We start from the raw sequence: 21,220 nt of genomic DNA on the forward strand, positions 1-21,220 counted from the left end.
GCGTAGTCGCCGGCCGGTGCCCCGAGCCAGCACGGAGCACCGGCCGACGGCGGACCCACAGCAGCTGCACACCTTGCACCACTGCACGAAGGGGAAGCCATGACAGCGACGACCGACGGAAGCACCGGGGCCACTTCGCCGCCCCGCGCCGCCGCGGCCAGCGACACCGAGACCCCCGGGGCGGCCGGGGTATCCGAAACCGCCGCCCGCGCCGTCCGGCGCGCCACCGACTTCCTGCTCTCCCTCCAGGACACCGAGGGCTGGTGGAAGGGCGACCTCGAGACCAACGTCACGATGGACGCCGAGGACCTGCTGCTCCGTCAGTTCCTCGGCATCCGCGACGACGGCACCACGCAGGCCGCCGCGCTCTTCATCCGCGGCGAGCAGCGCGAGGACGGCACCTGGGCCACGTTCCACGGCGGCCCCGGCGAACTCTCCACCACCATCGAGGCCTACGTCGCCCTCCGGCTGGCCGGGGACGACCCCGGCGCCCCGCACATGGCGAAGGCCGCCGAGTGGATCCGCGCACAGGGCGGCATCGCCGCCGCCCGGGTCTTCACCCGCATCTGGCTGGCCCTGTTCGGCTGGTGGAAGTGGGAGGACCTGCCCGAACTCCCGCCGGAGCTGATCTTCTTCCCGAAGTGGGTGCCGCTCAACATCTACGACTTCGGCTGCTGGGCCCGCCAGACCATCGTCCCGCTGACGGTCGTCTCCGCCAAGCGCCCCGTCCGCCCCGCGCCCTTCCCGCTGGACGAGCTGCACACCGACCCGGACCACCCGAACCCGGCCAGGCCCCTGGCCCCGCCGCTCAGTTGGGACGGCGCCTTCCAGCGCATGGACAAGGCCCTGCACGCCCTGCGGAAGATCGCCCCGCGCGGGCTCCGCAGGGCCGCCATGAACAGCGCCGCCCGCTGGATCATCGAACGGCAGGAGAACGACGGCTGCTGGGGCGGCATCCAGCCCCCGGCCGTCTACTCGATCATCGCCCTGCACCTGCTCGGCTACGACCTCCAGCACCCGGTGATGCGCGAAGGGCTCGCGTCGCTCGACCGGTTCGCCGTGTGGCGCGAGGACGGGGCCCGCATGATCGAGGCCTGCCAGTCGCCGGTATGGGACACCTGCCTCGCCGCGATCGCGCTGGCCGACGCCGGACTGCCCGCCGACCACCCGCAGTTGGTGAAGGCGGCGGACTGGATGCTGGGCGAGGAGATCGTCCGGCCCGGCGACTGGTCGGTCCGGCGGCCCGGACTCCCGCCCGGCGGCTGGGCGTTCGAGTTCCACAACGACAACTACCCGGACATCGACGACACCGCCGAAGTGATCCTCGCGCTGCGCCGGATCGCCCACCACGACCCGGAGCGGGTCGACCGGGCCATCGGGCGCGGCGTGCGCTGGACGCTCGGCATGCAGTCGAGGAACGGCGCGTGGGCCGCCTTCGACGTCGACAACACCAGCCCCTTCCCCAACCGGCTGCCGTTCTGCGACTTCGGCGAGGTCATCGACCCGCCCTCCGCCGACGTCACCGCGCACGTCGTGGAGATGCTCGCCGTCGAGGGCCTCGCGCACGACCCGCGCACCCGGCGCGGCATCGAGTGGCTGCTGGCCGAACAGGAGCCCGACGGCTCGTGGTTCGGACGCTGGGGCGTCAACTACGTCTACGGCACCGGCTCGGTCGTCCCCGCCCTGGTCGCCGCCGGCATCCCCGCCGCGCACCCGGCGATCCGGCGGGCGGTGGCCTGGCTGGAGTGCGTCCAGAACGACGACGGCGGCTGGGGCGAGGACCTGCGTTCCTACAAGCACGCCGCCGAGTGGAGCGGCCGGGGCGCCTCGACCGCCTCCCAGACGGCCTGGGCGCTGATGGCGCTGCTCGCGGCGGGCGAGCGGCACTCCAAGACCGTCGAACGCGGCGTCGAGTGGCTCGCCGCCACCCAGCGCGAGGACGGCTCCTGGGACGAGCCCTTCTTCACCGGCACCGGCTTCCCCTGGGACTTCTCGATCAACTACCACCTCTACCGCCAGGTGTTCCCGCTCACGGCGCTCGGCCGGTACCTCCACGGGGAGCCCTTCGCCGACCGCGTCAAGGGGGGCTGATGGGCACGCGGCCCGCCCCTCACCCGCTGCTGATCGCCTGCGCGCTCGGCATCGAGCAGTTCGCCCTGCGCGCGGGCGGGCGGAGCGGCGCCGGCGGACCGGTCACCGTCCTGCGCACGGGCATGGGCCCGGCGGCGGCCGAGCGGGCCGTGACCCGGGTGCTGGCCGACCCGGCCCTGCGCGACGCCCCCGTGCTGGCCACCGGCTTCTGCGCCGGGCTCGCGCCCGGCATGCACCCCGGGGACCTGGTCGTCGCCGAGGAGACCCGCGACCCCCGCTCCACGACCCCCTGCACCGGGACGGAGCTGCTGGTCGAGGAGCTGGGCCGGGCGGTGCCCGGGCGGACCGTGCACACCGGGCCGCTGACCGGCTCCGATCACGTCGTGCGCGGCCCCGAGCGGTCCGCCCTCCTCGCGACCGGCGCGATCGCCGTCGACATGGAGTCGGCGGCCACGCTCCTGAGCGCCGTGCGCGCGGGCGAGCGCCCGGTTGCGGCCGTCCGGGTGGTCGTGGACGCTCCTGAACATGAACTCGTCCGGATCGGCACGGTGCGCGGTGGAATATCAGCTTTCCGTGTTCTTCGCTCGGTCCTTCCCGCTTTCTTCGAATGGCACCGTTCCTTGCTGCTCCCCAGGAGGTGAGCCAGATGGCCATGCCGCTCCGACAGTCCATCAAGGTCGCTACGTACTTGGCCGAACAGAAGCTCCGGCGGCGGGACAAGTTCCCCCTGATCGTCGAGTTGGAGCCGCTGTTCGCCTGCAACCTCAAGTGCGAGGGGTGCGGCAAGATCCAGCATCCGGCCGGGGTCCTCAAGCAGCGGATGCCGGTCGCCCAGGCCGTGGGGGCGGTCATGGAGTCCGGTGCCCCGATGGTGTCCATCGCCGGCGGCGAGCCGCTGATGCACCCGCAGATCGACGAGATCGTGCGCCAGCTCGTGGCCAGGCGCAAATACGTCTTCCTCTGCACCAACGCCATGCTGCTGCGCAAGAAGATGGACAAGTTCACGCCGTCGCCCTACTTCGCCTTCGCCGTGCACATCGACGGGCTGCGCGAGCGGCACGACGAGTCGGTCGCCAAGGAGGGCGTGTTCGACGAGGCGGTGGAGGCGATCAAGGAGGCCAAGCGGCGCGGCTTCCGGGTCACCACCAACTCGACCTTCTTCAACACCGACACCCCGCAGACCATCATCGAGGTGCTGAACTTCCTCAACGACGACCTCGAGGTCGACGAGATGATGATCTCGCCCGCCTACGCCTACGAGAAGGCCCCCGACCAGGAGCACTTCCTCGGCGTGGAGCAGACCCGCGAGCTGTTCAAGAAGGCCTTCGCGGGCGGCAACCGGCGGCGCTGGCGGCTCAACCACTCCCCGCTCTTCCTGGACTTCCTGGAGGGCAAGGTCGACTTCCCGTGCACGGCGTGGGCGATCCCGAACTACTCGCTCTTCGGCTGGCAGCGCCCCTGCTACCTGATGAGCGACGGGTACGTGCCGACGTACCGGGAGCTGGTGGAGGAGACCGACTGGGACAAGTACGGCCGCGGCAAGGACCCGCGCTGCGCCAACTGCATGGCGCACTGCGGCTACGAGCCGACCGCCGTGCTCGCCACGATGGGGTCGCTGAAGGAGTCCCTGCGCGCGATGCGCGAGACGGTCTCCGGGAACCGGGAGTGATGTCGTGACCGCCATCGAGCTGGGCGTCCCCGAGGTGCCCCTCCGGCCGGTCGCCCAGCGGCGCCTCTCGCGGCGGATCCAGGTGGGTCCGGTGCCGGTCGGGGGCGGGGCCCCGGTGTCGGTGCAGTCCATGACGACGACACGCACCTCGGACGTCGGCGCCACGCTGCAGCAGATCGCCGAACTCACCGCGTCCGGCTGCCAGATCGTCCGCGTCGCCTGCCCCACGCAGGACGACGCGGACGCGCTGGCGACCATCGCCCGCAAGTCGCAGATCCCGGTGATCGCCGACATCCACTTCCAGCCCAAGTACGTCTTCGCGGCCATCGAGGCGGGCTGCGCGGCCGTGCGCGTCAACCCCGGCAACATCAAGCAGTTCGACGACCGGGTCAAGGAGATCGCCCGGGCGGCCAAGGACCACGGCACCCCGATCAGGATCGGCGTCAACGCCGGATCGCTGGACCGCCGCCTGCTGCGGAAGCACGGCAGGGCCACCCCGGAGGCGCTCGTGGAGAGCGCGCTGTGGGAGGCGTCCCTGTTCGAGGAGCACGACTTCCGCGACCTCAAGATCTCCGTCAAGCACAACGACCCGGTCGTGATGATCGAGGCCTACCGGCAGCTCGCCGAGCAGTGCGACTACCCGCTGCACCTCGGCGTGACCGAGGCCGGACCGGCGTTCCAGGGCACGGTCAAGTCGGCGGTGGCGTTCGGGGCGCTGCTGTCGCGGGGCATCGGCGACACCATCCGGGTGTCGCTGTCGGCCCCGCCGGTCGAGGAGGTCAAGGTCGGCATCCAGATCCTGCAGTCGCTGGGACTGAGGGAACGCCGGCTGGAGATCGTCTCCTGCCCCTCCTGCGGCCGGGCCCAGGTCGACGTGTACAAGCTGGCCGAGCAGGTGACGGCCGGCCTGGAGGGCATGGAGGTGCCCCTGCGCGTCGCCGTCATGGGCTGCGTGGTCAACGGGCCCGGCGAGGCGCGGGAAGCCGATCTGGGGGTGGCCTCCGGCAACGGCAAGGGGCAGATCTTCGTCAAGGGCGAGGTCGTCACGACCGTCCCCGAGTCGAGGATCGTCGAGACGCTGATCGACGAGGCGACGAAACTCGCCGCGCGCATGGAGCAGGACGGCGTGGGGCCGGGGGAGCCGGCCGTCACCGTGAGCTGAGCAGCACGGAATCCGAAGGGGGCCCGAGCGTGACGATTCTGGAGAGCATCCGGGGACCACGCGACCTGAAGGCGCTGTCCGAGGCCGAACTGGGGGAACTGTCCGGCGAGATCAGGGAGTTCCTGGTCCACGCGGTCGCCAGAACCGGCGGCCATCTGGGGCCCAACCTGGGCGTGGTCGAACTGACCGTCGCCCTGCACCGGGTCTTCGAGTCACCGGCCGACCGCATCCTGTGGGACACCGGCCACCAGAGCTACGTCCACAAACTGCTGACCGGGCGCCAGGACTTCTCCAAACTGCGCGGCAAGGGCGGCCTGTCCGGCTACCCCTCGCGCGAGGAGTCCGAGCACGACGTCATCGAGAACAGCCACGCCTCCACGGCGCTCGGCTGGGCCGACGGGCTCGCCAAGGCCCGCCAGGTGCTCGGGGAGAAGGGCCACGTCGTCGCGGTCATCGGCGACGGCGCCCTCACCGGCGGCATGGCCTGGGAGGCCCTGAACAACATCGCGGCCGCCAAGGACCGTCCGCTGATCATCGTCGTCAACGACAACGAACGCTCCTACGCGCCGACCATCGGCGGCCTCGCCGACCACCTCGCCACGCTGCGCACCACCGACGGCTACGAACGGGTCCTCGCCTGGGGCAAGGACGTGCTCCAGGCCACCCCGCTGGTCGGCACCCCCCTCTACGAGGCCCTGCACGGCGCCAAGAAGGGCTTCAAGGACGCGTTCGCCCCGCAGGGCCTCTTCGAGGACCTGGGCCTGAAGTACGTCGGCCCGATCGACGGGCACGACATCGGGGCCGTGGAGTCCGCGCTGCGGCGCGCCAAGCGCTTCCACGGGCCGGTCCTCGTGCACTGCCTCACCGAGAAGGGCCGCGGCTACGAACCCGCCCTCGCCCACGAGGAGGACCACTTCCACACCGTCGGAGTGATGGACCCGCTGACCTGCGCGCCCCTCGCGCCCGCCGGCGGCCCGTCCTGGACGTCCGTGTTCGGCGACGAGATGGTCCGGATCGGGGAGGAACGCGCGGACGTCGTGGCCATAACCGCCGCCATGCTGCACCCGGTGGGTCTCGGCCGGTTCGCCGAGCGGTTCCCCGACCGGGTGTGGGACGTCGGGATCGCCGAGCAGCACGCGGCCGTCTCCGCCGCCGGACTGGCGACCGGCGGCCTGCACCCGGTCGTCGCCGTCTACGCCACCTTCCTCAACCGCGCCTTCGACCAGCTCCTGATGGACGTGGCCCTGCACCGCTGCGGGGTGACCTTCGTCCTGGACCGGGCCGGCGTCACCGGCGTCGACGGGGCCTCCCACAACGGCATGTGGGACCTGTCGGTGCTGCAGGTGGTCCCCGGCCTGCGCATCGCCGCCCCGCGCGACGCCGCGCAGCTGCGCGCCCAGCTGCGCGAGGCGGTCGCCGTCGACGACGCGCCGACCCTGGTGCGCTTCCCGAAGGAGTCGGTGGGGCCGGAGATCCCCGCCGTCGACCGCGTGGGCGGACTGGACGTGCTGCACCGGGCTCCCGAGCCGCGGGTGCTGCTGGTGGCCGTGGGCGTGATGGCGTCCGTCTGCCTCCAGGCCGCCGAGCTGCTCGAAGCACGCGGCATCGGCTGCACCGTCGTCGACCCCCGCTGGGTCAAACCCGTCGACCCGGCGCTGCCCGCACTCGCCGCCGGGCACGGCATGGTCGCCGTCGTCGAGGACAACAGCCGGGCCGCCGGGGTCGGCTCGGCCGTGGCGCTGGCCCTCGGGGACGCCGAAGTCGACGTTCCGGTACGGCGGTTCGGCATCCCGGAGCAGTTCCTCGCGCACGCCAAGCGCGCCGAGGTGCTCGCCGACGTCGGCCTGACACCCGTCGAGATCGCCGGACGGATCAGCGCGAGCCTGACCGTCAAGGAAGAGCTGTCCAAGGAGCCACAGGAATGACAACCGCCGAATCCGCGCCGGAGTCCTCGCGGGCCGCAGAGTTCGACCTCGGCCGGCTGCTGGCCGAGCGCGGGGCCGAGCGCTACGAGCTGCACACCCGGTACCTCAACCACCAGCTCCCGCGCATGCTGCACACCATCGGCTTCGACAAGGTCTACGAGCGCGCCGAGGGCGCCTACTTCTACGACGCGGACGGCAACGACTACCTGGACATGCTCGCCGGGTTCGGGGTGATGGGGCTCGGCCGCCACCACCCCGTGATCCGCAAGGCGCTGCACGACGTGCTGGACGCCTCGCTCGCCGACCTCACCCGGTTCGACTGCCAGCCGCTGCCGGGCCTGCTGGCGGAGAAACTGCTCGCGCACAGCCCGCACCTGGACCGGGTGTTCTTCGGCAACAGCGGCACCGAGGCCGTCGAGGGGGCGCTGAAGTTCGCCCGGTTCGTCACCGGCCGGCCCAGGATCCTGTACTGCGCGCACGCCTTCCACGGCCTGACCACCGGCTCCCTCTCCGTCAACGGCGAGTCCGCCTTCCGGGACGGCTTCGCCCCGCTGCTGCCCGACACGGCCGTGCCGCTCGGCGACCTGGACGCGCTGGAGCGGGAGCTGAGGAAGGGCGATGTCGCCGCCCTGATCGTCGAGCCCATCCAGGGCAAGGGCGTGCTGGAGGCCCCGCCCGGGTATCTGCTCGCCGCCCAGGAACTGCTGCACCGGCACAAGGCGCTGCTCATCGCCGACGAGGTGCAGACGGGCCTCGGCCGCACCGGCGACTTCTACGGCTACCAGCACGAGGACGGGGTGGAACCCGACCTGGTCTGCGTGGCGAAGGCCCTGTCCGGCGGCTATGTGCCGGTCGGCGCCACGCTCGGCAAGGACTGGATCTTCAAGAAGGTCTACTCGTCCATGGACCGGGTGCTGGTCCACTCGGCGAGCTTCGGCTCCAACGCCCAGGCCATGGCGGCGGGTCTGGCCGTGCTGTCGGTGATGGAGAACGAGCAGATCGTCGCAGGCGTCCGGGCCACGGGGGAGCGGCTGAGGTCGCGGCTCGCGGCGCTGACGGACCGGTACGAGATGCTCGCCGACGTCCGCGGCCGGGGCCTGATGATCGGCATCGAGTTCGGCCGGCCCAAGTCGCTGAAACTGCGCAGCCGGTGGACCATGCTCCAGGCGGCGCGCAAGGGACTGTTCGCGCAGATGGTGGTCGTGCCGCTGCTGCAACGGCACCGGATCCTCACCCAGGTCTCCGGCGACCACCTGGAGGTGATCAAGCTGATTCCGCCGCTGATCATCGGCGAGCGGGAGGTGGACCGGTTCGTCGACGCCTTCACGGCCGTGATGGACGACGCGCACGACGGCGGACTGGTGTGGGACTTCGGGAAGACCCTGGTCAAGCAGGCCGTTGCCCACCGGTGAGGCAGCGCCCCACCCTCTTTGCCTGTGAGGCAAAAAATTTGCCGCTGAGGCAAGGGTCCGGCTGAATGGAGGCATGAGCTCCTCCGAGACCGAGCGGCCCCCCGGGGCCGGCTCGCCGGCCGGCCCGGCCGGTGCGCTGCCCGCGGTCGCGCCGCAGCTGCGGGCCCTGCGGCGCCAGGCCTCCCTGACCCTGGAGGCCGCGGCCCGCGCCGCCGGACTGTCGCCCGCCCACCTGTCCCGTCTGGAGACCGGGCAGCGCCAGCCCTCGCTGCCGATGCTGCTCACGCTCGCCCGCGTCTACGGTACGACCGTCTCCGAGCTGCTCGGCGAGACCGTCTCCGGCCGGGACGCCGTGGTGCGGGCGGCCGACATGGAACCCACCGCGGCGGGCGGCTGGACCTACTGGCAGGCCGGCGCCTCCGGCCGCGGGATGCAGGCCCTGCGGGTCCACGTCCCCCACGGCTCCCAGGGCGACATCGTGCGCGTCCATCCCGGCGAGGAGTGGCTGCACGTCCTGCGGGGCCGGCTGCGGCTGCGCCTCGGGGACACCACGCACCGCCTGGCGGCCGGCGACAGCGCCCACTTCGACTCGCTCACCCCGCACCGCATCGCCGCCGAGGACCACGACGGCGTCGACCTGCTCTTCGTCCACACCCTGCTGCAGAGCCCGACGGCCGCCCTGTGCCTGGGCCCGATCCCCGGAGACGCGCCATGAGCGACATCGAGGACAAGTTCCCCCGCGCCCTGTGGGTGCGGCTGTTCATCTACCTCATCCTGGGGCACGTCTTCGCCGCGTTCATCTACCTGCTGTTCGAGGTGGGCGCCAAGTAGCCGCCGGGCGGTTCCTCAGTCGAGCAGCCGCTCGCGCAGCCGCTCCCGGGTCCGCGGGTCGAGCTTCAGCCCCTTCTCCAGGTAGGGGTCGACGCCGCCCCAGGTCTCCTCGATGGTGTCGAACGCGGCCGTCAGGTACTCGGCGCGCGCGTCGAACAGCGGGCTGAGCAGCTCCATGACCTCGGGGGAGTAGGCCGAGGCCTGCGAGCTGCTGCGCTGCACCTTGTAGCGGCGGTGCCGGGCGTTCGACTTCAGGTAGTCCTCGACGATGGCGTCCCGCTCGACGCCCAGGGCGAGCAGCGTCACCGCGATGGACAGGCCCGCGCGGTCCTTGCCCGCCGCGCAGTGCATCAGCGCGGGGACGCTGTCCTCGGCGAGCGCGTGCAGCACCCGGGAGTGCTCCGCGGTGCGGTCCTTGATGATCATGCGGTAGGACGCGATCATCCGGTCCGCGCCCTTGCCGTCCGCGAGGATCGCGCGCAGCTGCTCCAGGTCCCCGTCGCGGACCATCCGCCAGAACTCGGCGCCGTCGGCCGGGTCGCTCAGCGGCAGGTTCACGTTGCGCACGCCCGGCAGCTCGACGTCCGGGCCCTCGAGCTTCTGGTCGGCGGCGTTGCGGAAGTCGAAGACCGTGTGCAGGCCCAGCGTGGCCAGGAAGGCGGCGTCCTCCGCGGTCGCGTGCGCCAGGTGGCCGCTGCGGAAGAGCACGCCCTGCCGCACGCGCCGCCCGTCCACGGTCGGCAGTCCGCCCACGTCGCGGAAGTTGCGCACTCCGGCCAGCTCGGGCTCGGTCGACGGGACCTGCTGTGTCACGTGGGCTCCTCCCCATCGGCGCCGCCGACGCGGGCTCGGCGGCGGGCACCACTCGACGATACGACATGCCTGCCAGGGGCAATGAGGTGTCCACAGGCGTTGCCCGATGCGCCCACCGGCCTCGATGATGTTGCTGATTGATCGTCCCTGGTCGTGCTTGTCCGAATCTGTGAGGTCTCGATGCTGGACATCTCGGAAGACGGTCGTACCTGGGTGCTCTCCGGCCCGGCCGGCAGCTACGCCCTCCATGTCACCGACCGGGACGAACTGCTGCATCTGCACTGGGGCCCCCGGATCACCCTCGCCGACGCCGAGGCCCTCGCCCTGCGCCCCCTGCCGGAGTACTGGCCTTTCGAGTCCCCGCTCGACGGCCGCGAGGAGTACCCGGTCGAGGGCGGCCCCCGTTTCGTCCGCCCCGCCCTGTCCGTGCGCACCGCCGGGCGGCGCGGCACCGCATGGGTCCACGAGGGGTACGAGACCGAGGACGGCGAGCTGCGTCTGCGCTTCCGGGACGACGGCCTGGCCATCACCCTGCACTACCGGATGCGCCCCTCCTCGGACGTCGTCGAGCGCTGGGCCACCCTGGACAACCAGGGGCCGGAGGTCGAGGTGCTGCGCGCCGACTCCGCGACCTGGACCCTGCCCGACCGCGACAGCTGGCGGCTGTCCCAGCTGCACGGCCGCTGGGGCGCCGAGTCCCGGCTGGTGCGCTCCGCGCTGACCTACGGCGAGAAGGTGATCGGCAGCCGGCGCGGTCACACCGGCCACCAGCACCTGCCCTGGGTCGCCCTCGACACCGACGCGACCGAGGAGCACGGCGAGGTCTACGGCTGCGCCCTGGGCTGGTCCGGCTCCTGGCGGATCTCCGTGGCGCAGCTCCCCGACGCGCGCGTGCAGATCACCGGCGGCGCCGGCCACGACGACTCGGGCCTGCTGACGCTGGGCACGGGGGAGTCGTACACGACCCCCGTCTTCGCCGGGCTGTGGAGCGGCGGCGGCTTCGGCGGGGCGAGCCGCGCCTGGCACGCGTACCAGCGGGCCTACGTGATCCCGGACGCCGGGCAGGACCGGCCGGTGCTGTTCAACTCCTGGGAGGCCACCGGGTTCGACATCTCCGAGGAGCAGCAGCGGGCGCTCGCCGAGCGGGCCGCGGCCCTGGGGGTCGAGCTGTTCGTCGTCGACGACGGCTGGTTCGGGGCGCGCACCGGCGACCGGGCCGGGCTCGGCGACTGGACGCCCAACCCCGAGCGCTTCCCCGGCGGGCTGAAGCCGCTCGCCGACCATGTGCACGGCCTCGGCATGCGGTTCGGCATCTGGGTCGAGCCGGAGATGGTGAACCCGGACAGCGACCTGTACCGCGCCCACCCGGACTGGGTGCAGTACCAACCGGGACGAAAGCGGACGGAGTTCCGCAATCAGCTCGTACTGAATCTGGCCCGGGAGGACGTCCAGGAGTACCTGTGGGGGCAGCTCGACGGGCTCCTGGCCGGCGCCCCGATCGACTACGTCAAGTGGGACTTCAACCGCTGCTTCACCGACGCCGGCTGGCCCGGTGACCGCTACCCGCAGCGGCTGTGGGTCGACCACGTCCGCGCCCTGTACGGCCTGCTCGACCGGCTGCGGGCCGCCCACCCGGGCGTGGCCTTCGAGTCCTGCTCGGGCGGCGGAGGCCGGATCGACCTGGGCGTGCTCAGCCGTACGGACCAGGTGTGGACCTCCGACAACACCGACCCGCTCGACCGGCTCGCCATCCAGCACGGTTTCAGCCAAATCCACCCCGCGCGCGTGATGGCCGCCTGGGTCACCGACAGTCCGAACGCCATGCTCAACCACCGGGCCAGTTCCCTGCGGTTCCGGTTCGTCAGCGCCATGGCCGGGGTCCTCGGGGTCGGCGGCGACCTCACGAAGTGGACGGAGGAGGAACTCGCCGAGGCGCGTCAGTGGGTGGCGCGCTACAAGGAGATCCGCCCCGTGGTGCAGCGCGGTGACCTCTACCGGCTGCGGCCCCCGGAGGGCGGGCCGAGCGCCGTGCAGTACGTCCTCGGCGACGAGACCGTCGTCCTCGCCTGGCTCCCGGCGCAGCGCTACGGCGACCCCGGGCCGGCGCTCCGGCTGCGCGGCCTCGATCCGGCGGCGACGTACGAATGCCTCGAAACGGGCGAACTGCACCGAGGGGCCGTCCTGCTGCACCACGGACTGCGGGTCGTGCTGCGCGGAGACCTGGACGCCACCGTGGTCCGCCTTAAGCGGAAGTAGTCATTCTTGTCCGAATAAGGCGCTTCGGCCGCTTCGCCATAACGTGCCCCGGTCGTAAAGGAGATGAGAACGGGGTGCGTGACCATCGTCATACTCGTGACGATGTGTTGTTGCCATGCGCACGTAATCAGGGCCCCATTCAGGGCGATTGAGGAAAGCCGGAGATCCGTAATCCACGCTCGGTGACGGGAAAATGTGCCGACGCGTCAAGAAAAACGCCTCCACGGGCAACCGCAAGCTTGTCCCGTCGCGTCCTGGTCGCTTACGTTCCACACCAATCCGGACGGACGCCTAATCCTGCCGCCGCCCGGAGCCCGCACACACTGACCCGACGTACGGCAGGAGCGGGGGACCCACAGGTAAGACGCCTGTTCCGGTTCCCGGAACGGGCTTGGGGTTAAGCCGCGCCCGCCGCGGCCGGGCATCTCCAGCCCGCACCCGACAGCTCACCTCGCAGGCGACGGAGAGGAATTCGTCATGCCCGCGAAGGGTAAGCACCGCCGCCCCAAGACCCAGCGTTTCACCCGCTCCATCGCCGTCGCCGGAACCGGCGGGGCCGCTCTCGCCCTTCCCCTCATGGGGGCCGCCGGCGCCCACGCCGCCACTCCGCAGGCGGCTGTGGAAAAGGCCGTCCAGGCCGCCCCGGCCGCCGAGAAGAAGGCCGCGGAGAAGGCCACCGGCACGCGCACCTACACGGTGAAGGCCGGCGACTATCTCGCGAAGATCGCCGACGACCAGAACGTCAGCGGCGGCTGGAAGAAGCTCTACTCCGGCAACCGGGACGCCGTCGGCGACGACCCGTCGCTGATCCACCCGGGCCTGAAGCTCTCCCTCGGCAAGAAGGCCGCCGCGAGCGCCCCCCGGGCGTCCGCGCCGTCCGCGCCCAAGGCATCGGCCGAGAAGGCGGAGAAGCCCGCGCAGAAGCCCGCGAAGAAGTCCTCGTCCGCCGGGACGCGGACCGCCGCGAAGCCGGCCGCCGCGCCGGCCGCCCAGAGCAACGCCGCCGGCTACAGCTCGCCGGTGGACGGTGCCACCGTCGGCACCCCGTACCGCATGTCCGGCAGCATGTGGTCCAGCGGCTACCACACCGGTGTCGACTTCGTCGTCCCGACCGGCACCTCCCTCAAGGCCGTCGGCGCGGGCACGGTCGTCTCCGCCGGATGGGGCGGCGCCTACGGCAACCAGGTCGTCATCAAGCTGAACGACGGCCACTACGCCCAGTACGCCCACCTGTCCCAGCTCTCCGTCTCGGCCGGCCAGACCGTGACGGCCGGGCAGCAGGTCGGCCTGTCCGGCGCCACCGGCAACGTCACCGGACCGCACCTGCACTTCGAGATCCGCACCGCCCCGGGCTACGGCTCGGACGTGGACCCGGTCGCCTTCCTGCGCTCCCACGGCGTCTCCGTCGGCTGACCCGTCGCGCGACCGGCTGCCCGGCCCGGGTCGGGTCCGGCTCGGTCGTCGCACCTGACACGCCGCCGAAGGCCGGTCCCCGATCCCCGGGGCCCGGCCTTCGGCGTGCGCGCCCCCGGCGCGGGCCACCGACCGGGGGCGCCGGGCGGGACTGCGGTGGCCACGTCCGGACCGGCGGCTTCCGGGTGCGGCGGTTCCCCCGCAACACCCCTGACGCGTCGGCTATTCCGGAATTGGCGAACACTTTGGGAGTGGCTTATCTCACCGCCCGTCAACCTTTTCTACGGTCGCGTAGGTCACATTCGAAGGTGAATCATGAGCGGCTGTGGCAGACGATTCGAAGAGTGACAGCAGAGCAGTGATCGGGTCGTACGTGGCGGTGGGGGACAGCTTCACCGAGGGTGTCGGTGATCCCGGCCCCGACGGGGCGTTCGTCGGCTGGGCCGACCGGCTCGCCGTCCTGCTCGCCGACCTCCGGCCCGAAGGCGACTTCCGGTACACCAACCTCGCCGTGCGCGGGAAGCTCCTCGACCAGATCGTGGCGGACCAGGTTCCGCGGGCCGTCGAGATGGCCCCGGACCTCGTCTCGTTCTGCGCCGGCGGCAACGACATCATCCGGCCCGGCACCGACCCGGACGAGGTGGCCGAGCGCTTCGAGCGGGCGCTGGCGCGGCTCACGGCGGTGGCCGGGACGGTGATGGTGACGACCGGGTTCGACACGCGTGGCGTGCCCGTGCTCAAGCACCTGCGGGGCAAGATCGCCACGTACAACGGACACGTCCGGGCCATCGCCGACCGGTACGGCTGCCCGGTGCTCGACCTGTGGTCGCTGCGCAGTGTGCAGGACCGCAGGGCCTGGGACGCCGACCGGCTGCACCTGTCGCCCGAGGGGCACACACGCGTGGCGCTGCGCGCGGGGCAGGTGCTGGGGCTGGACGTCCCGGCCGATCCCGAGCAGCCGTGGCCGCCGCTGCCGCCGCGGGGGACGCTGGAGGTGCGGCGGGACGACGTGCACTGGGCGCGGGAGTTCCTGGTGCCGTGGATCGGACGGCGGTTGCGGGGGGAGTCCTCCGGTGACCATGTGACGGCCAAGGGCGCGCTGTCGCCGGAGGACATCCGGATGCGGATCGCCGCGGTGGCGTGAGGGTGCGCGTGGGGGCGCGCGTCCTCGCCTGACGGCTGCGGTGCGGGTCGGGGCCGTGCGCCGAGTCCGGGTCGGGGCGGTGGCGGGGGCGCGGGTGGGTCGTGCCTCGAGTCGGGGTCGGGGGCGCGCCGGGGGTGCGGGTGCTGCGTCCACTTCATGGCGTGGCCCGGCTGCGGGCCGTCGTGTCGCCGGGGTGGCCCGGCCGTCCCCGGCGGCTACGCCGGGTCGCCCGACGGGGCGGATTCCAGGCGGAGTTCGCGGGCCAGGGCCTCCTCCGTCCACTGCTGGGCCCATGTCCTCGGCATCGCGCCGGGATAGGACGTCAGCTGGACGGCCAGACCGTCGAGGAAGGCGGTGAGGCGGAGGGCCGTGGCCCGCGGGTCGGGGCAGTGGAACTCGCCCGCCGCCACACCCTCCGCGATGACCTCCGCGAGGGCGGCCTTCCACTGGCGGTCGAGGTCCTGCGTGACCTCGCGCAGCGCCGGTTCGCGCAGGGCCGCCGCCCAGCCCTCGATCCACAGGCGCCAGCCCTTGGCCTGGCCGGTCGGGGCGTACCAGCGGACGGCCGAGCGCAGCCGCCGCAGCGCCGACGTGCGGCGGCCCAGCAGCTTGCGCAGCTGCGCCAGGTCGGCCTCGGCCGCGTGCCGGAACGCCGCCGCCACCAACTGCTCCTTGGACGCGAAGTGGTAGAGCACCAGCGCGTTGCTCACGCCGAGCGCGGAGGCCACGTCGGCGATCCTGACCGCGGCCACGCCCCGGGCCTCGATCTGCTCCACGGCGGCGCGCAGCAGTTCCCCACGCCGTTCCGCCACGCTCAACCGGACTCTCGTCACGCCGTCACCCTACCCACGCGTGCCGTCCCCCCGACGTGCGGATCCGGCCTGCCTCAGCGGTAGCAGCCGTACCGCCGCGCGATCACCGGCAGCCGGTCCGCGGCGATCGCGTGGGCCGCCGCGCGAGGTGTCGTCCCCTCGGCCCGCGCGCGGGTCAGCATCCGCTCGACCAGGGCCCGCATCGAGCGGCGCGTGTGGGCGAACGCCTCCTCGGCGTCGGCGCCGATGTCCCCGAACAGGGTCCACCACCACCAGGCGTTGGTCCCGGAGTTGACCACCACGTCCGGCAGCACGGTCACCCCGCGCCCGGCCAGCAGCGACTCCGCCTCCGGCCGTACCGGCATGTTGGCCGCCTCGACGATCCAGCGGGCCTTGACGTGCCGCTGGTTCTCGGCGTCGACGGCGTACGACACCGCCGCCGGCACCAGCACCTCCGCGTCGGCCGACAGCCAGGCGTCGCCGGGCAGTTCCAGGTCGCCCGGCCGCAACGCGGCGCGGTCCACCGTGCCGTGGGCGTCCCGCGCGGCGAGCAGCGCCTCCACGTCGAGCCCGGCCGGGTGGGCGATCGTGCCCTTGACGTCGGCGACCGCCACGATCCTGAGCCCCGCCCGCGCCAGGAAACGTGCGGTGGCGCCGCCCATGGTGCCCAGCCCCTGCAGGGCGACCCGGGTCCCCGCGTGCGGCACACCGGCCCGGTCCAGCGCCGTGAGGGCGGCCTCGGCGACGCCGCAGCCGCCGGCCAGTTCGCCGAGCCCGATGCCGTCCACCTCGACCGCGAACGCGTCCGCCAGCCGTCGGCGTGCCCCGGCCTCGTCGTCCAGCAGCGGATACACCGCCTGGATGGAGGAGACCAGCCCCGCCTCCGCCACGGCCCGGTCCACCGTGTCCTGGGAGAGCCCGAGGTCCTCTCCCGTCGTCCACATGTGCTCGACGTAGGGCCGCATCGCACGCAGGTAGCGCACCAGCAGCGGGTACGCCCCGGGGTCGCGCGGGTCGCAGTCGATACCGCCCTTGGCGCCGCCGAGCGGCACATAGCGGCTCGCCGGGTCGTAGTGCAGGGCCTCCTTCACGGTCATGCCGCGGGCCAGGCCGGCGACCTCGTCCATGGTGCAGCCCGGGCGCATCCGCAGTCCGCCGCTGGCGACGCCGCGCACCAGCCGGTCGACGACCAGGAAGCCCTGCCGGCCGGTGACGTGGTCGGTCCAGGTGAGGGACAGCAGGGGGCCGGCCGCCATGGCGATCTCCTTCGCGGGGTTACTGAATCAGCGGTCAGTATCGCGCCCGGAGGGACCCCTGAGCCCCGGTGGTGCCGGAGGGGCCGACCATAATGGAAAGCCTGACCGACTCCACCTGGAGGTACCGTGGCCGGTTTCCGTCCCCTGAGCTCCGGGCTCCGCACCCTGCGGCCCGAAGCGTTCGGCGCGGACCCGCGCGGTGAGCGCATGGCGCGCATCCGCAGATCGCCCCACTTCAAGGACGGGGTCTTTCAGAACCCCGGAGGTCCCGCGCGGACCCGGCCCTCGGGCTCGACCCTGGACTTCGCGAAGGTCTTCTTCGACAAGGACACCCGGCCCCGCCGCGCCCCGCGGGGCCCGGTGCCGGTGCACTCCACCACCCTCGCCGACATCTCCCGGCCCCCCGCCACCGGCCTCAGGCTGACCTGGATGGGGCACTCCAGTGTGCTCGCGGAGATCGACGGCCGGCGCGTGCTGTTCGACCCGGTGTGGGGGGAGCGCTGCTCCCCGTTCCCCTTCGCCGGTCCCAAGCGCCTGCACCCGGTACCCCTGTCGCTGGCCGCCCTCGGCCCGGTCGACGTCGTCGTCATCTCGCACGACCACTACGACCACCTGGACATGCCCAGCATCAAGGCCCTGGCCGGCACGGACACGCTGTTCGCCGTGCCGCTCGGCGTCGGGGCGCATCTGGAGCGCTGGGGCGTCCCCGCCGACCGGCTGCGCGAACTGGACTGGCACGAGTCGACCGAGGTCGCCGGCCTCACCCTCACCGCCACCCCGGCCCGGCACTTCTGCGGCCGGGGACTGCGCAACACCCAGCACACCCTGTGGGCCTCCTGGGTGGTCGCCGGCGGTGGGCACCGGATCTACCACAGCGGGGACACCGGCTACTTCGAGGGCTTCAAGGAGATCGGCGCAAAGCACGGGCCGTTCGACGCCACGATGATCCAGATCGGCGCCTACTCCGACTTCTGGCCCGACATCCACATGACCCCCGAGGAGGGCATGCGCGCCCATCTCGACCTCCAGGGCGGGCCGGAGGGCGGCCCGATGCTGCCGATCCACTGGGCCACCTTCAACCTGGCGACGCACCCCTGGGCGGAGCCGGGCGAGGGGACACGCTCGGCCGCCGCCGCGGTGGGCGCCCGGATCGCCCTGCCCCGCCCGGGCGAGCCCTTCGAGCCGACGGCCGGGACCGTTCCGTCCGAGCCGTGGTGGCGTGGGGTGGCGCGCGCACCGGCCGGCGGCACCGTCGCCGCCGGGCAGGCCGTCACCGACGCGGCGATCAGGTCCGCGTCGGACGCGGCAGCCGTGGCCCAGGCCGATACGCTCAGTGACGTCCGTCGGGATGCGGCCAAGGGCGCCGAAGGCTCCGAGGCGCTCCCGGCGGGCTGATCCGGGACGCACGCGAGACGACGGCGAGGGCCGGGGAGCGATACGCTCCCCGGCCCTCGCCGTCTGCGTGTGACCGCTGCTGACCAGGTCTGATCGAACTCTTGCTGTACTCGACGGGTTCAGTGGCGGGGTTATCGGTCTGTCGTACGAGACCTCATACCAGAGCGGGACGCTCAGCGTATGAGTTTGTCAACTGCCCACCGCACATGATGCGCTGGCGACTACTGTCAGTGGCCGTCGGAAGCAGGGCGGATCAGGGAGCGGGGGCCGGCACGTGCAGGCGCAAGGCGGACGAGGGAGCCGACGCGAGGGCGATCCCCGCTGCCCGCGCGCCACCGACGCCGGCCCGGGCACCGCCCCGGCGCCCGCCTCCCGGCAGCGGGCCGAACCGGGCCGGGGCAGCGCAGGGCTGCCGCGCGGGGAGTCCGGGCGGCAGCGCGGGGACTCGGGGCGACCGCCTGAGGACTCCGGGCGGTCGCGTGGGCGGTCCGGGCGGTCGGCGCGAGCGGACTCCGGACGGTCGACGGGAGCGGACTCCGGGCGATCGACGGGAGCGGACTCCGGGCGGGGGACGCGAGGGGACTCCGGGCGATCGACGCCGGGCACTTCCGGGCGGATGGCGCTCGGAGGGTCCGGGCGGCTGGACCGGGGCGCGCGCAAACGGCCGCGGGAGCCCGGACGCACCCCCGCAAGCCCCCCTGGCACCCAGGCCCGACGGACCCGTACGAGGACACCGATGTCTCATCTCCGCGCCCCGGCCGCACGAGCGGACCGCCGTGAGGGCGCGCGGCACGGGCGGCCCACCGCCCGCACCGCCCCCGCGCTGCCCGAGACCCACATACGGCCCCAGCTGCTGCGTCTCGCCGTCCTGCCGCCGGTCGCCGTCGCCCTGAGCGGCTGCGCCGCCGTCCTCTTCACGGTCCGCTCCACCGGAGCGCGGCCCGGACCGACCCTGTGGGCCGTGCTCGGCGGAGCCGTCTTCGTCACCCTGGTGGGCATCGCCGTCGCCGCGGTGGCCGCGGGCCGCGCCGCCCGCTCCGTGCACGACCGCGTCGGCGCGCTGCGCCGCGCCACCGCACGCCGCGAGGCCGACCTGCGCACCCTGGTCGAGACGCTGCGCCGGGGCGACGGGCCCCCGCAGCACACCCCCCACAGCCGGCGCGCCACCACCGACCAGGACGCCGACGACTTCGACCTCCTCGCGGGCGACCTGGCCCGGGCGCACGACGGTGCCGTCACCGCCGTCGTCCAGGCCTCGCAGCTCTCCAGTCAGGCGGGCAGCGAACAGAAGCTCGAGGTGTTCGTCAACCTCGCCCGGCGCCTGCAATCGCTGGTGCACCGCGAGATCTCCATCCTCGACGAGCTGGAGAACGAGATGGAGGACCCCGATCTGCTCAAGGGGCTCTTCCACGTCGACCACCTGGCCACGCGCATCCGCCGCCACGCCGAGAACCTCGCCGTGCTGGGGGGCGCCGTCTCCCGCCGCCAGTGGAGCAACCCCGTCTCCATGACCGAGGTGCTGCGCTCGGCCATCGCCGAGGTCGAGCAGTACTCGCGGGTCAAACTGGTCCCGCCGATCGACGGAACCCTGCGCGGTCACGCCGTCGCCGACGTCATCCACCTGCTGGCCGAACTCGTCGAGAACGCCACGGTGTTCTCCGCCCCGCACACCCAAGTGCTGCTCCGCGCCAACCTCGTCACCTCCGGGCTCGCCGTCGAGGTCGAGGACCGCGGGCTCGGCATGCCGCTGGAGGAGCAGACGCGGATGAACGCGCTGCTCGCCGATCCCGACCAGGTGAACGTCGCGCGGCTCCTCGCGGACGGCCGTATCGGCCTGTTCGTCGTCTCGCAGCTGGCCCGGCGGCACGGCATCACCGTCCGCCTGCAGAGCAACATCTACGGCGGAGTGCAGGCGGTGCTCGTCGTGCCGCAGGCGCTGCTGGGGGCGGAGGCCGGGGCGTCTCCGGCCGGTGGCGCGGGCGCGTCCGGCGCGCAGACTGCTGGTGCTGGTGCTGGTGCTGGTGCTGGTGCTGGTGCTGGTGGAGGTGCGGCTGGGGGTGCGGTGCCCGGTTTTCCGGTCGCTCCTTCGTCGGCTTCCGGGCTTCCGTCCGCCGCCTCGTCGGCCCCCGGACTCCCGTCCGCCGCCTCGTCGGCTTCCGGGTTCGCTCCGGAGACCGGCGGCCGGTCGGGCGCCGAGTCCGGCACCGGGGCCGTACCCGGCGCCGCACCCGGGGCACGGTCCTCGAGCAGGCCCTCGTCCGGCGCGCGGCCCCCGGCCCCGAACGGGGCCCACGGGGCACCGCGCGGCAGGCACCACGCGCCCGAACCCGGCACGGAAGGGGGCCGGGAGACCGGCCGGCCCGCGCCGCTGCCCGTGCGCGGGGCCCACCGTGAGCGGCCCACGCCCGCCGAGGCCCGGCCCGGCATCAGCGACGAGGAACGGCGCATTCTCGCGGAGAACGTCACCGCGATGCCCACTCCCCGCAACGGCGCCGTGCGCGGCACCATGGGCAAGCCCCAACTGCCTCGCCGCCGCGCCCAGGAGCACATCGCGCCCCAACTGCGCGACGGCCCGGTGCCACGCCAGGACCCCGAGGTTCTCGTCGGCCACGACCCCGGCTTGATGGCGGCCTTCCAGCGCGGCATCAGCCTCGCCGAGGCCCGGCAGCACATGGAGGCCGCGACCGGGGACACGGCACCCGTGGAGCGAGACCCCACGGTGACCGCACCCGACGCCGCCCACATGGACGCCGCCCACATGGACTCCGTGCACACGGATTCCCTGCACACGGATTCCGTGCACATGGACACCGCGCCCACGGCCTCCTGGCACGTGGGGCCGATGATGCACATGGAGCAGCCGCACGCAGAGCCGGTGCCCACACAGCCGGTCCCCGCAGACCCGGCGTCCGCAGAAGCCGCCCCCAGGGACCCGTTCCCCCTGCGGCCGGCCCACCGGGACGCGTCCCGCCCCGACCGCACCACCACCCGGCACGACGGGAGCGCACCCGCCGGATGACCATCCCCGTTTCTACCCCCAC

At 72.9% G+C, this 21,220-nt stretch carries 16 protein-coding genes and 1 riboswitch; of the genes, 13 read left to right on the forward strand and 3 right to left on the reverse strand.

Annotated elements, in window-relative coordinates:
- Positions 1-99: 99 nt before the first annotated feature.
- The 8 genes from shc (at position 100) to ACIGAN_RS13835 (ending at position 9,090) form a co-directional block, all read left to right on the forward strand.
- Positions 100-2,091 carry a squalene--hopene cyclase gene (gene shc, locus ACIGAN_RS13800; protein ID WP_399857307.1) on the forward strand — a complete coding sequence of 664 codons (1,992 nt, stop codon included), beginning with the start codon at positions 100-102 and terminating at the stop codon, positions 2,089-2,091.
- On the forward strand, positions 2,091-2,732 hold the full coding sequence (locus tag ACIGAN_RS13805) for a phosphorylase family protein (protein WP_399857309.1): 642 nt from the start codon (positions 2,091-2,093) through the stop codon (positions 2,730-2,732). The genes shc and ACIGAN_RS13805 overlap by 1 nt, the downstream gene beginning before the upstream one ends.
- Before the next feature lie 5 nt (positions 2,733-2,737).
- Positions 2,738-3,760: an adenosyl-hopene transferase HpnH gene (gene hpnH, locus ACIGAN_RS13810; protein WP_399857311.1), complete on the forward strand. Its 1,023-nt coding sequence runs from the start codon at positions 2,738-2,740 to the stop codon at positions 3,758-3,760.
- Positions 3,761-3,764: 4 nt separating this feature from the next.
- Complete coding sequence (gene ispG / locus ACIGAN_RS13815; protein WP_365740420.1) at positions 3,765-4,922, forward strand: flavodoxin-dependent (E)-4-hydroxy-3-methylbut-2-enyl-diphosphate synthase; 1,158 nt, start codon at positions 3,765-3,767, stop codon at positions 4,920-4,922.
- 29 nt (positions 4,923-4,951) lie between these two features.
- Positions 4,952-6,847 (forward strand): 1-deoxy-D-xylulose-5-phosphate synthase, encoded by a 1,896-nt coding sequence (dxs, locus tag ACIGAN_RS13820; protein ID WP_399857313.1) that lies wholly within the window; start codon positions 4,952-4,954, stop codon positions 6,845-6,847.
- The gene (locus ACIGAN_RS13825) at positions 6,844-8,259 is read left to right on the forward strand and encodes an aspartate aminotransferase family protein (RefSeq protein ID WP_365095443.1); all 1,416 of its coding nucleotides are present in this window, start codon (positions 6,844-6,846) and stop codon (positions 8,257-8,259) included. The genes dxs and ACIGAN_RS13825 overlap by 4 nt, the downstream gene beginning before the upstream one ends.
- Before the next feature lie 73 nt (positions 8,260-8,332).
- The gene (locus ACIGAN_RS13830) at positions 8,333-8,974 is read left to right on the forward strand and encodes a helix-turn-helix domain-containing protein (protein ID WP_365740417.1); all 642 of its coding nucleotides are present in this window, start codon (positions 8,333-8,335) and stop codon (positions 8,972-8,974) included.
- Positions 8,971-9,090, forward strand: a complete 120-nt coding sequence (locus ACIGAN_RS13835) for a DUF6126 family protein (RefSeq protein WP_365095448.1) — start codon at positions 8,971-8,973, stop codon at positions 9,088-9,090. Before ACIGAN_RS13830 ends, ACIGAN_RS13835 begins: the two co-directional genes overlap by 4 nt.
- Positions 9,091-9,105: 15 nt before the next feature.
- Here ACIGAN_RS13835 and ACIGAN_RS13840 read toward each other — a convergent pair whose 3' ends face one another.
- Positions 9,106-9,903: a tyrosine-protein phosphatase gene (locus ACIGAN_RS13840; RefSeq protein WP_399857316.1), complete on the reverse strand. Its 798-nt coding sequence runs from the start codon at positions 9,901-9,903 to the stop codon at positions 9,106-9,108.
- A 180-nt stretch (positions 9,904-10,083) separates the two neighbouring features.
- Here ACIGAN_RS13840 and ACIGAN_RS13845 point away from each other — a divergent pair, with 180 nt between their 5' ends.
- The 3 genes from ACIGAN_RS13845 to ACIGAN_RS13855 all read left to right on the forward strand — a co-directional run bounded on the left by ACIGAN_RS13845 (position 10,084) and on the right by ACIGAN_RS13855 (position 14,716).
- On the forward strand, positions 10,084-12,159 hold the full coding sequence (locus ACIGAN_RS13845; protein WP_399857318.1) for an alpha-galactosidase: 2,076 nt from the start codon (positions 10,084-10,086) through the stop codon (positions 12,157-12,159).
- A gap of 311 nt (positions 12,160-12,470) precedes the next feature.
- Positions 12,471-12,632: riboswitch (cyclic di-AMP (ydaO/yuaA leader) on the forward strand.
- 4 nt (positions 12,633-12,636) lie between these two features.
- Positions 12,637-13,572: a M23 family metallopeptidase gene (locus ACIGAN_RS13850; protein WP_399857320.1), complete on the forward strand. Its 936-nt coding sequence runs from the start codon at positions 12,637-12,639 to the stop codon at positions 13,570-13,572.
- Positions 13,573-13,930: 358 nt separating this feature from the next.
- Positions 13,931-14,716 carry an SGNH/GDSL hydrolase family protein gene (locus ACIGAN_RS13855; protein WP_365095591.1) on the forward strand — a complete coding sequence of 262 codons (786 nt, stop codon included), beginning with the start codon at positions 13,931-13,933 and terminating at the stop codon, positions 14,714-14,716.
- Between the two features lie 215 nt (positions 14,717-14,931).
- Here ACIGAN_RS13855 and ACIGAN_RS13860 read toward each other — a convergent pair whose 3' ends face one another.
- Both ACIGAN_RS13860 and ACIGAN_RS13865 read right to left on the reverse strand, forming a co-directional pair.
- The gene (locus ACIGAN_RS13860) at positions 14,932-15,549 is read right to left on the reverse strand and encodes a TetR/AcrR family transcriptional regulator (protein ID WP_399857322.1); all 618 of its coding nucleotides are present in this window, start codon (positions 15,547-15,549) and stop codon (positions 14,932-14,934) included.
- A gap of 53 nt (positions 15,550-15,602) precedes the next feature.
- A complete protein-coding gene (locus tag ACIGAN_RS13865; protein ID WP_399857324.1) occupies positions 15,603-16,784 on the reverse strand; it encodes a Glu/Leu/Phe/Val dehydrogenase dimerization domain-containing protein in 1,182 nt (393 codons plus the stop codon).
- 126 nt (positions 16,785-16,910) lie between these two features.
- Between ACIGAN_RS13865 and ACIGAN_RS13870 the strand changes: the two genes are divergently transcribed.
- Both ACIGAN_RS13870 and ACIGAN_RS13875 read left to right on the forward strand, forming a co-directional pair.
- On the forward strand, positions 16,911-18,179 hold the full coding sequence (locus ACIGAN_RS13870) for an MBL fold metallo-hydrolase (protein ID WP_399857326.1): 1,269 nt from the start codon (positions 16,911-16,913) through the stop codon (positions 18,177-18,179).
- 736 nt (positions 18,180-18,915) lie between these two features.
- Positions 18,916-21,198 (forward strand): sensor histidine kinase, encoded by a 2,283-nt coding sequence (locus ACIGAN_RS13875; protein WP_399857328.1) that lies wholly within the window; start codon positions 18,916-18,918, stop codon positions 21,196-21,198.
- Positions 21,199-21,220 lie beyond the last annotated feature (22 nt).

Origin of the sequence: Streptomyces sp. NPDC085931, from assembly GCF_044540565.1 — a bacterium.
GTDB lineage: Bacteria > Actinomycetota > Actinomycetes > Streptomycetales > Streptomycetaceae > Streptomyces.

Bases quoted from the DNA above. Each gene is read 5' to 3' on its own strand.
- shc (WP_399857307.1), top strand. From the start codon at position 100: ATGACAGCGACGACCGACGGAAGCACCGGGGCCACTTCGCCGCCCCGC.
- ACIGAN_RS13805 (WP_399857309.1), top strand. From the start codon at position 2,091: ATGGGCACGCGGCCCGCCCCTCACCCGCTGCTGATCGCCTGCGCGCTC.
- hpnH (WP_399857311.1), top strand. From the start codon at position 2,738: ATGGCCATGCCGCTCCGACAGTCCATCAAGGTCGCTACGTACTTGGCC.
- ACIGAN_RS13825 (WP_365095443.1), top strand. From the start codon at position 6,844: ATGACAACCGCCGAATCCGCGCCGGAGTCCTCGCGGGCCGCAGAGTTC.
- ACIGAN_RS13830 (WP_365740417.1), top strand. From the start codon at position 8,333: ATGAGCTCCTCCGAGACCGAGCGGCCCCCCGGGGCCGGCTCGCCGGCC.
- ACIGAN_RS13835 (WP_365095448.1), top strand. From the start codon at position 8,971: ATGAGCGACATCGAGGACAAGTTCCCCCGCGCCCTGTGGGTGCGGCTG.
- ACIGAN_RS13845 (WP_399857318.1), top strand. From the start codon at position 10,084: ATGCTGGACATCTCGGAAGACGGTCGTACCTGGGTGCTCTCCGGCCCG.
- ACIGAN_RS13850 (WP_399857320.1), top strand. From the start codon at position 12,637: ATGCCCGCGAAGGGTAAGCACCGCCGCCCCAAGACCCAGCGTTTCACC.
- ACIGAN_RS13865 (WP_399857324.1), bottom strand. From the start codon at position 16,784: ATGGCGGCCGGCCCCCTGCTGTCCCTCACCTGGACCGACCACGTCACC.
- ACIGAN_RS13875 (WP_399857328.1), top strand. From the start codon at position 18,916: ATGTCTCATCTCCGCGCCCCGGCCGCACGAGCGGACCGCCGTGAGGGC.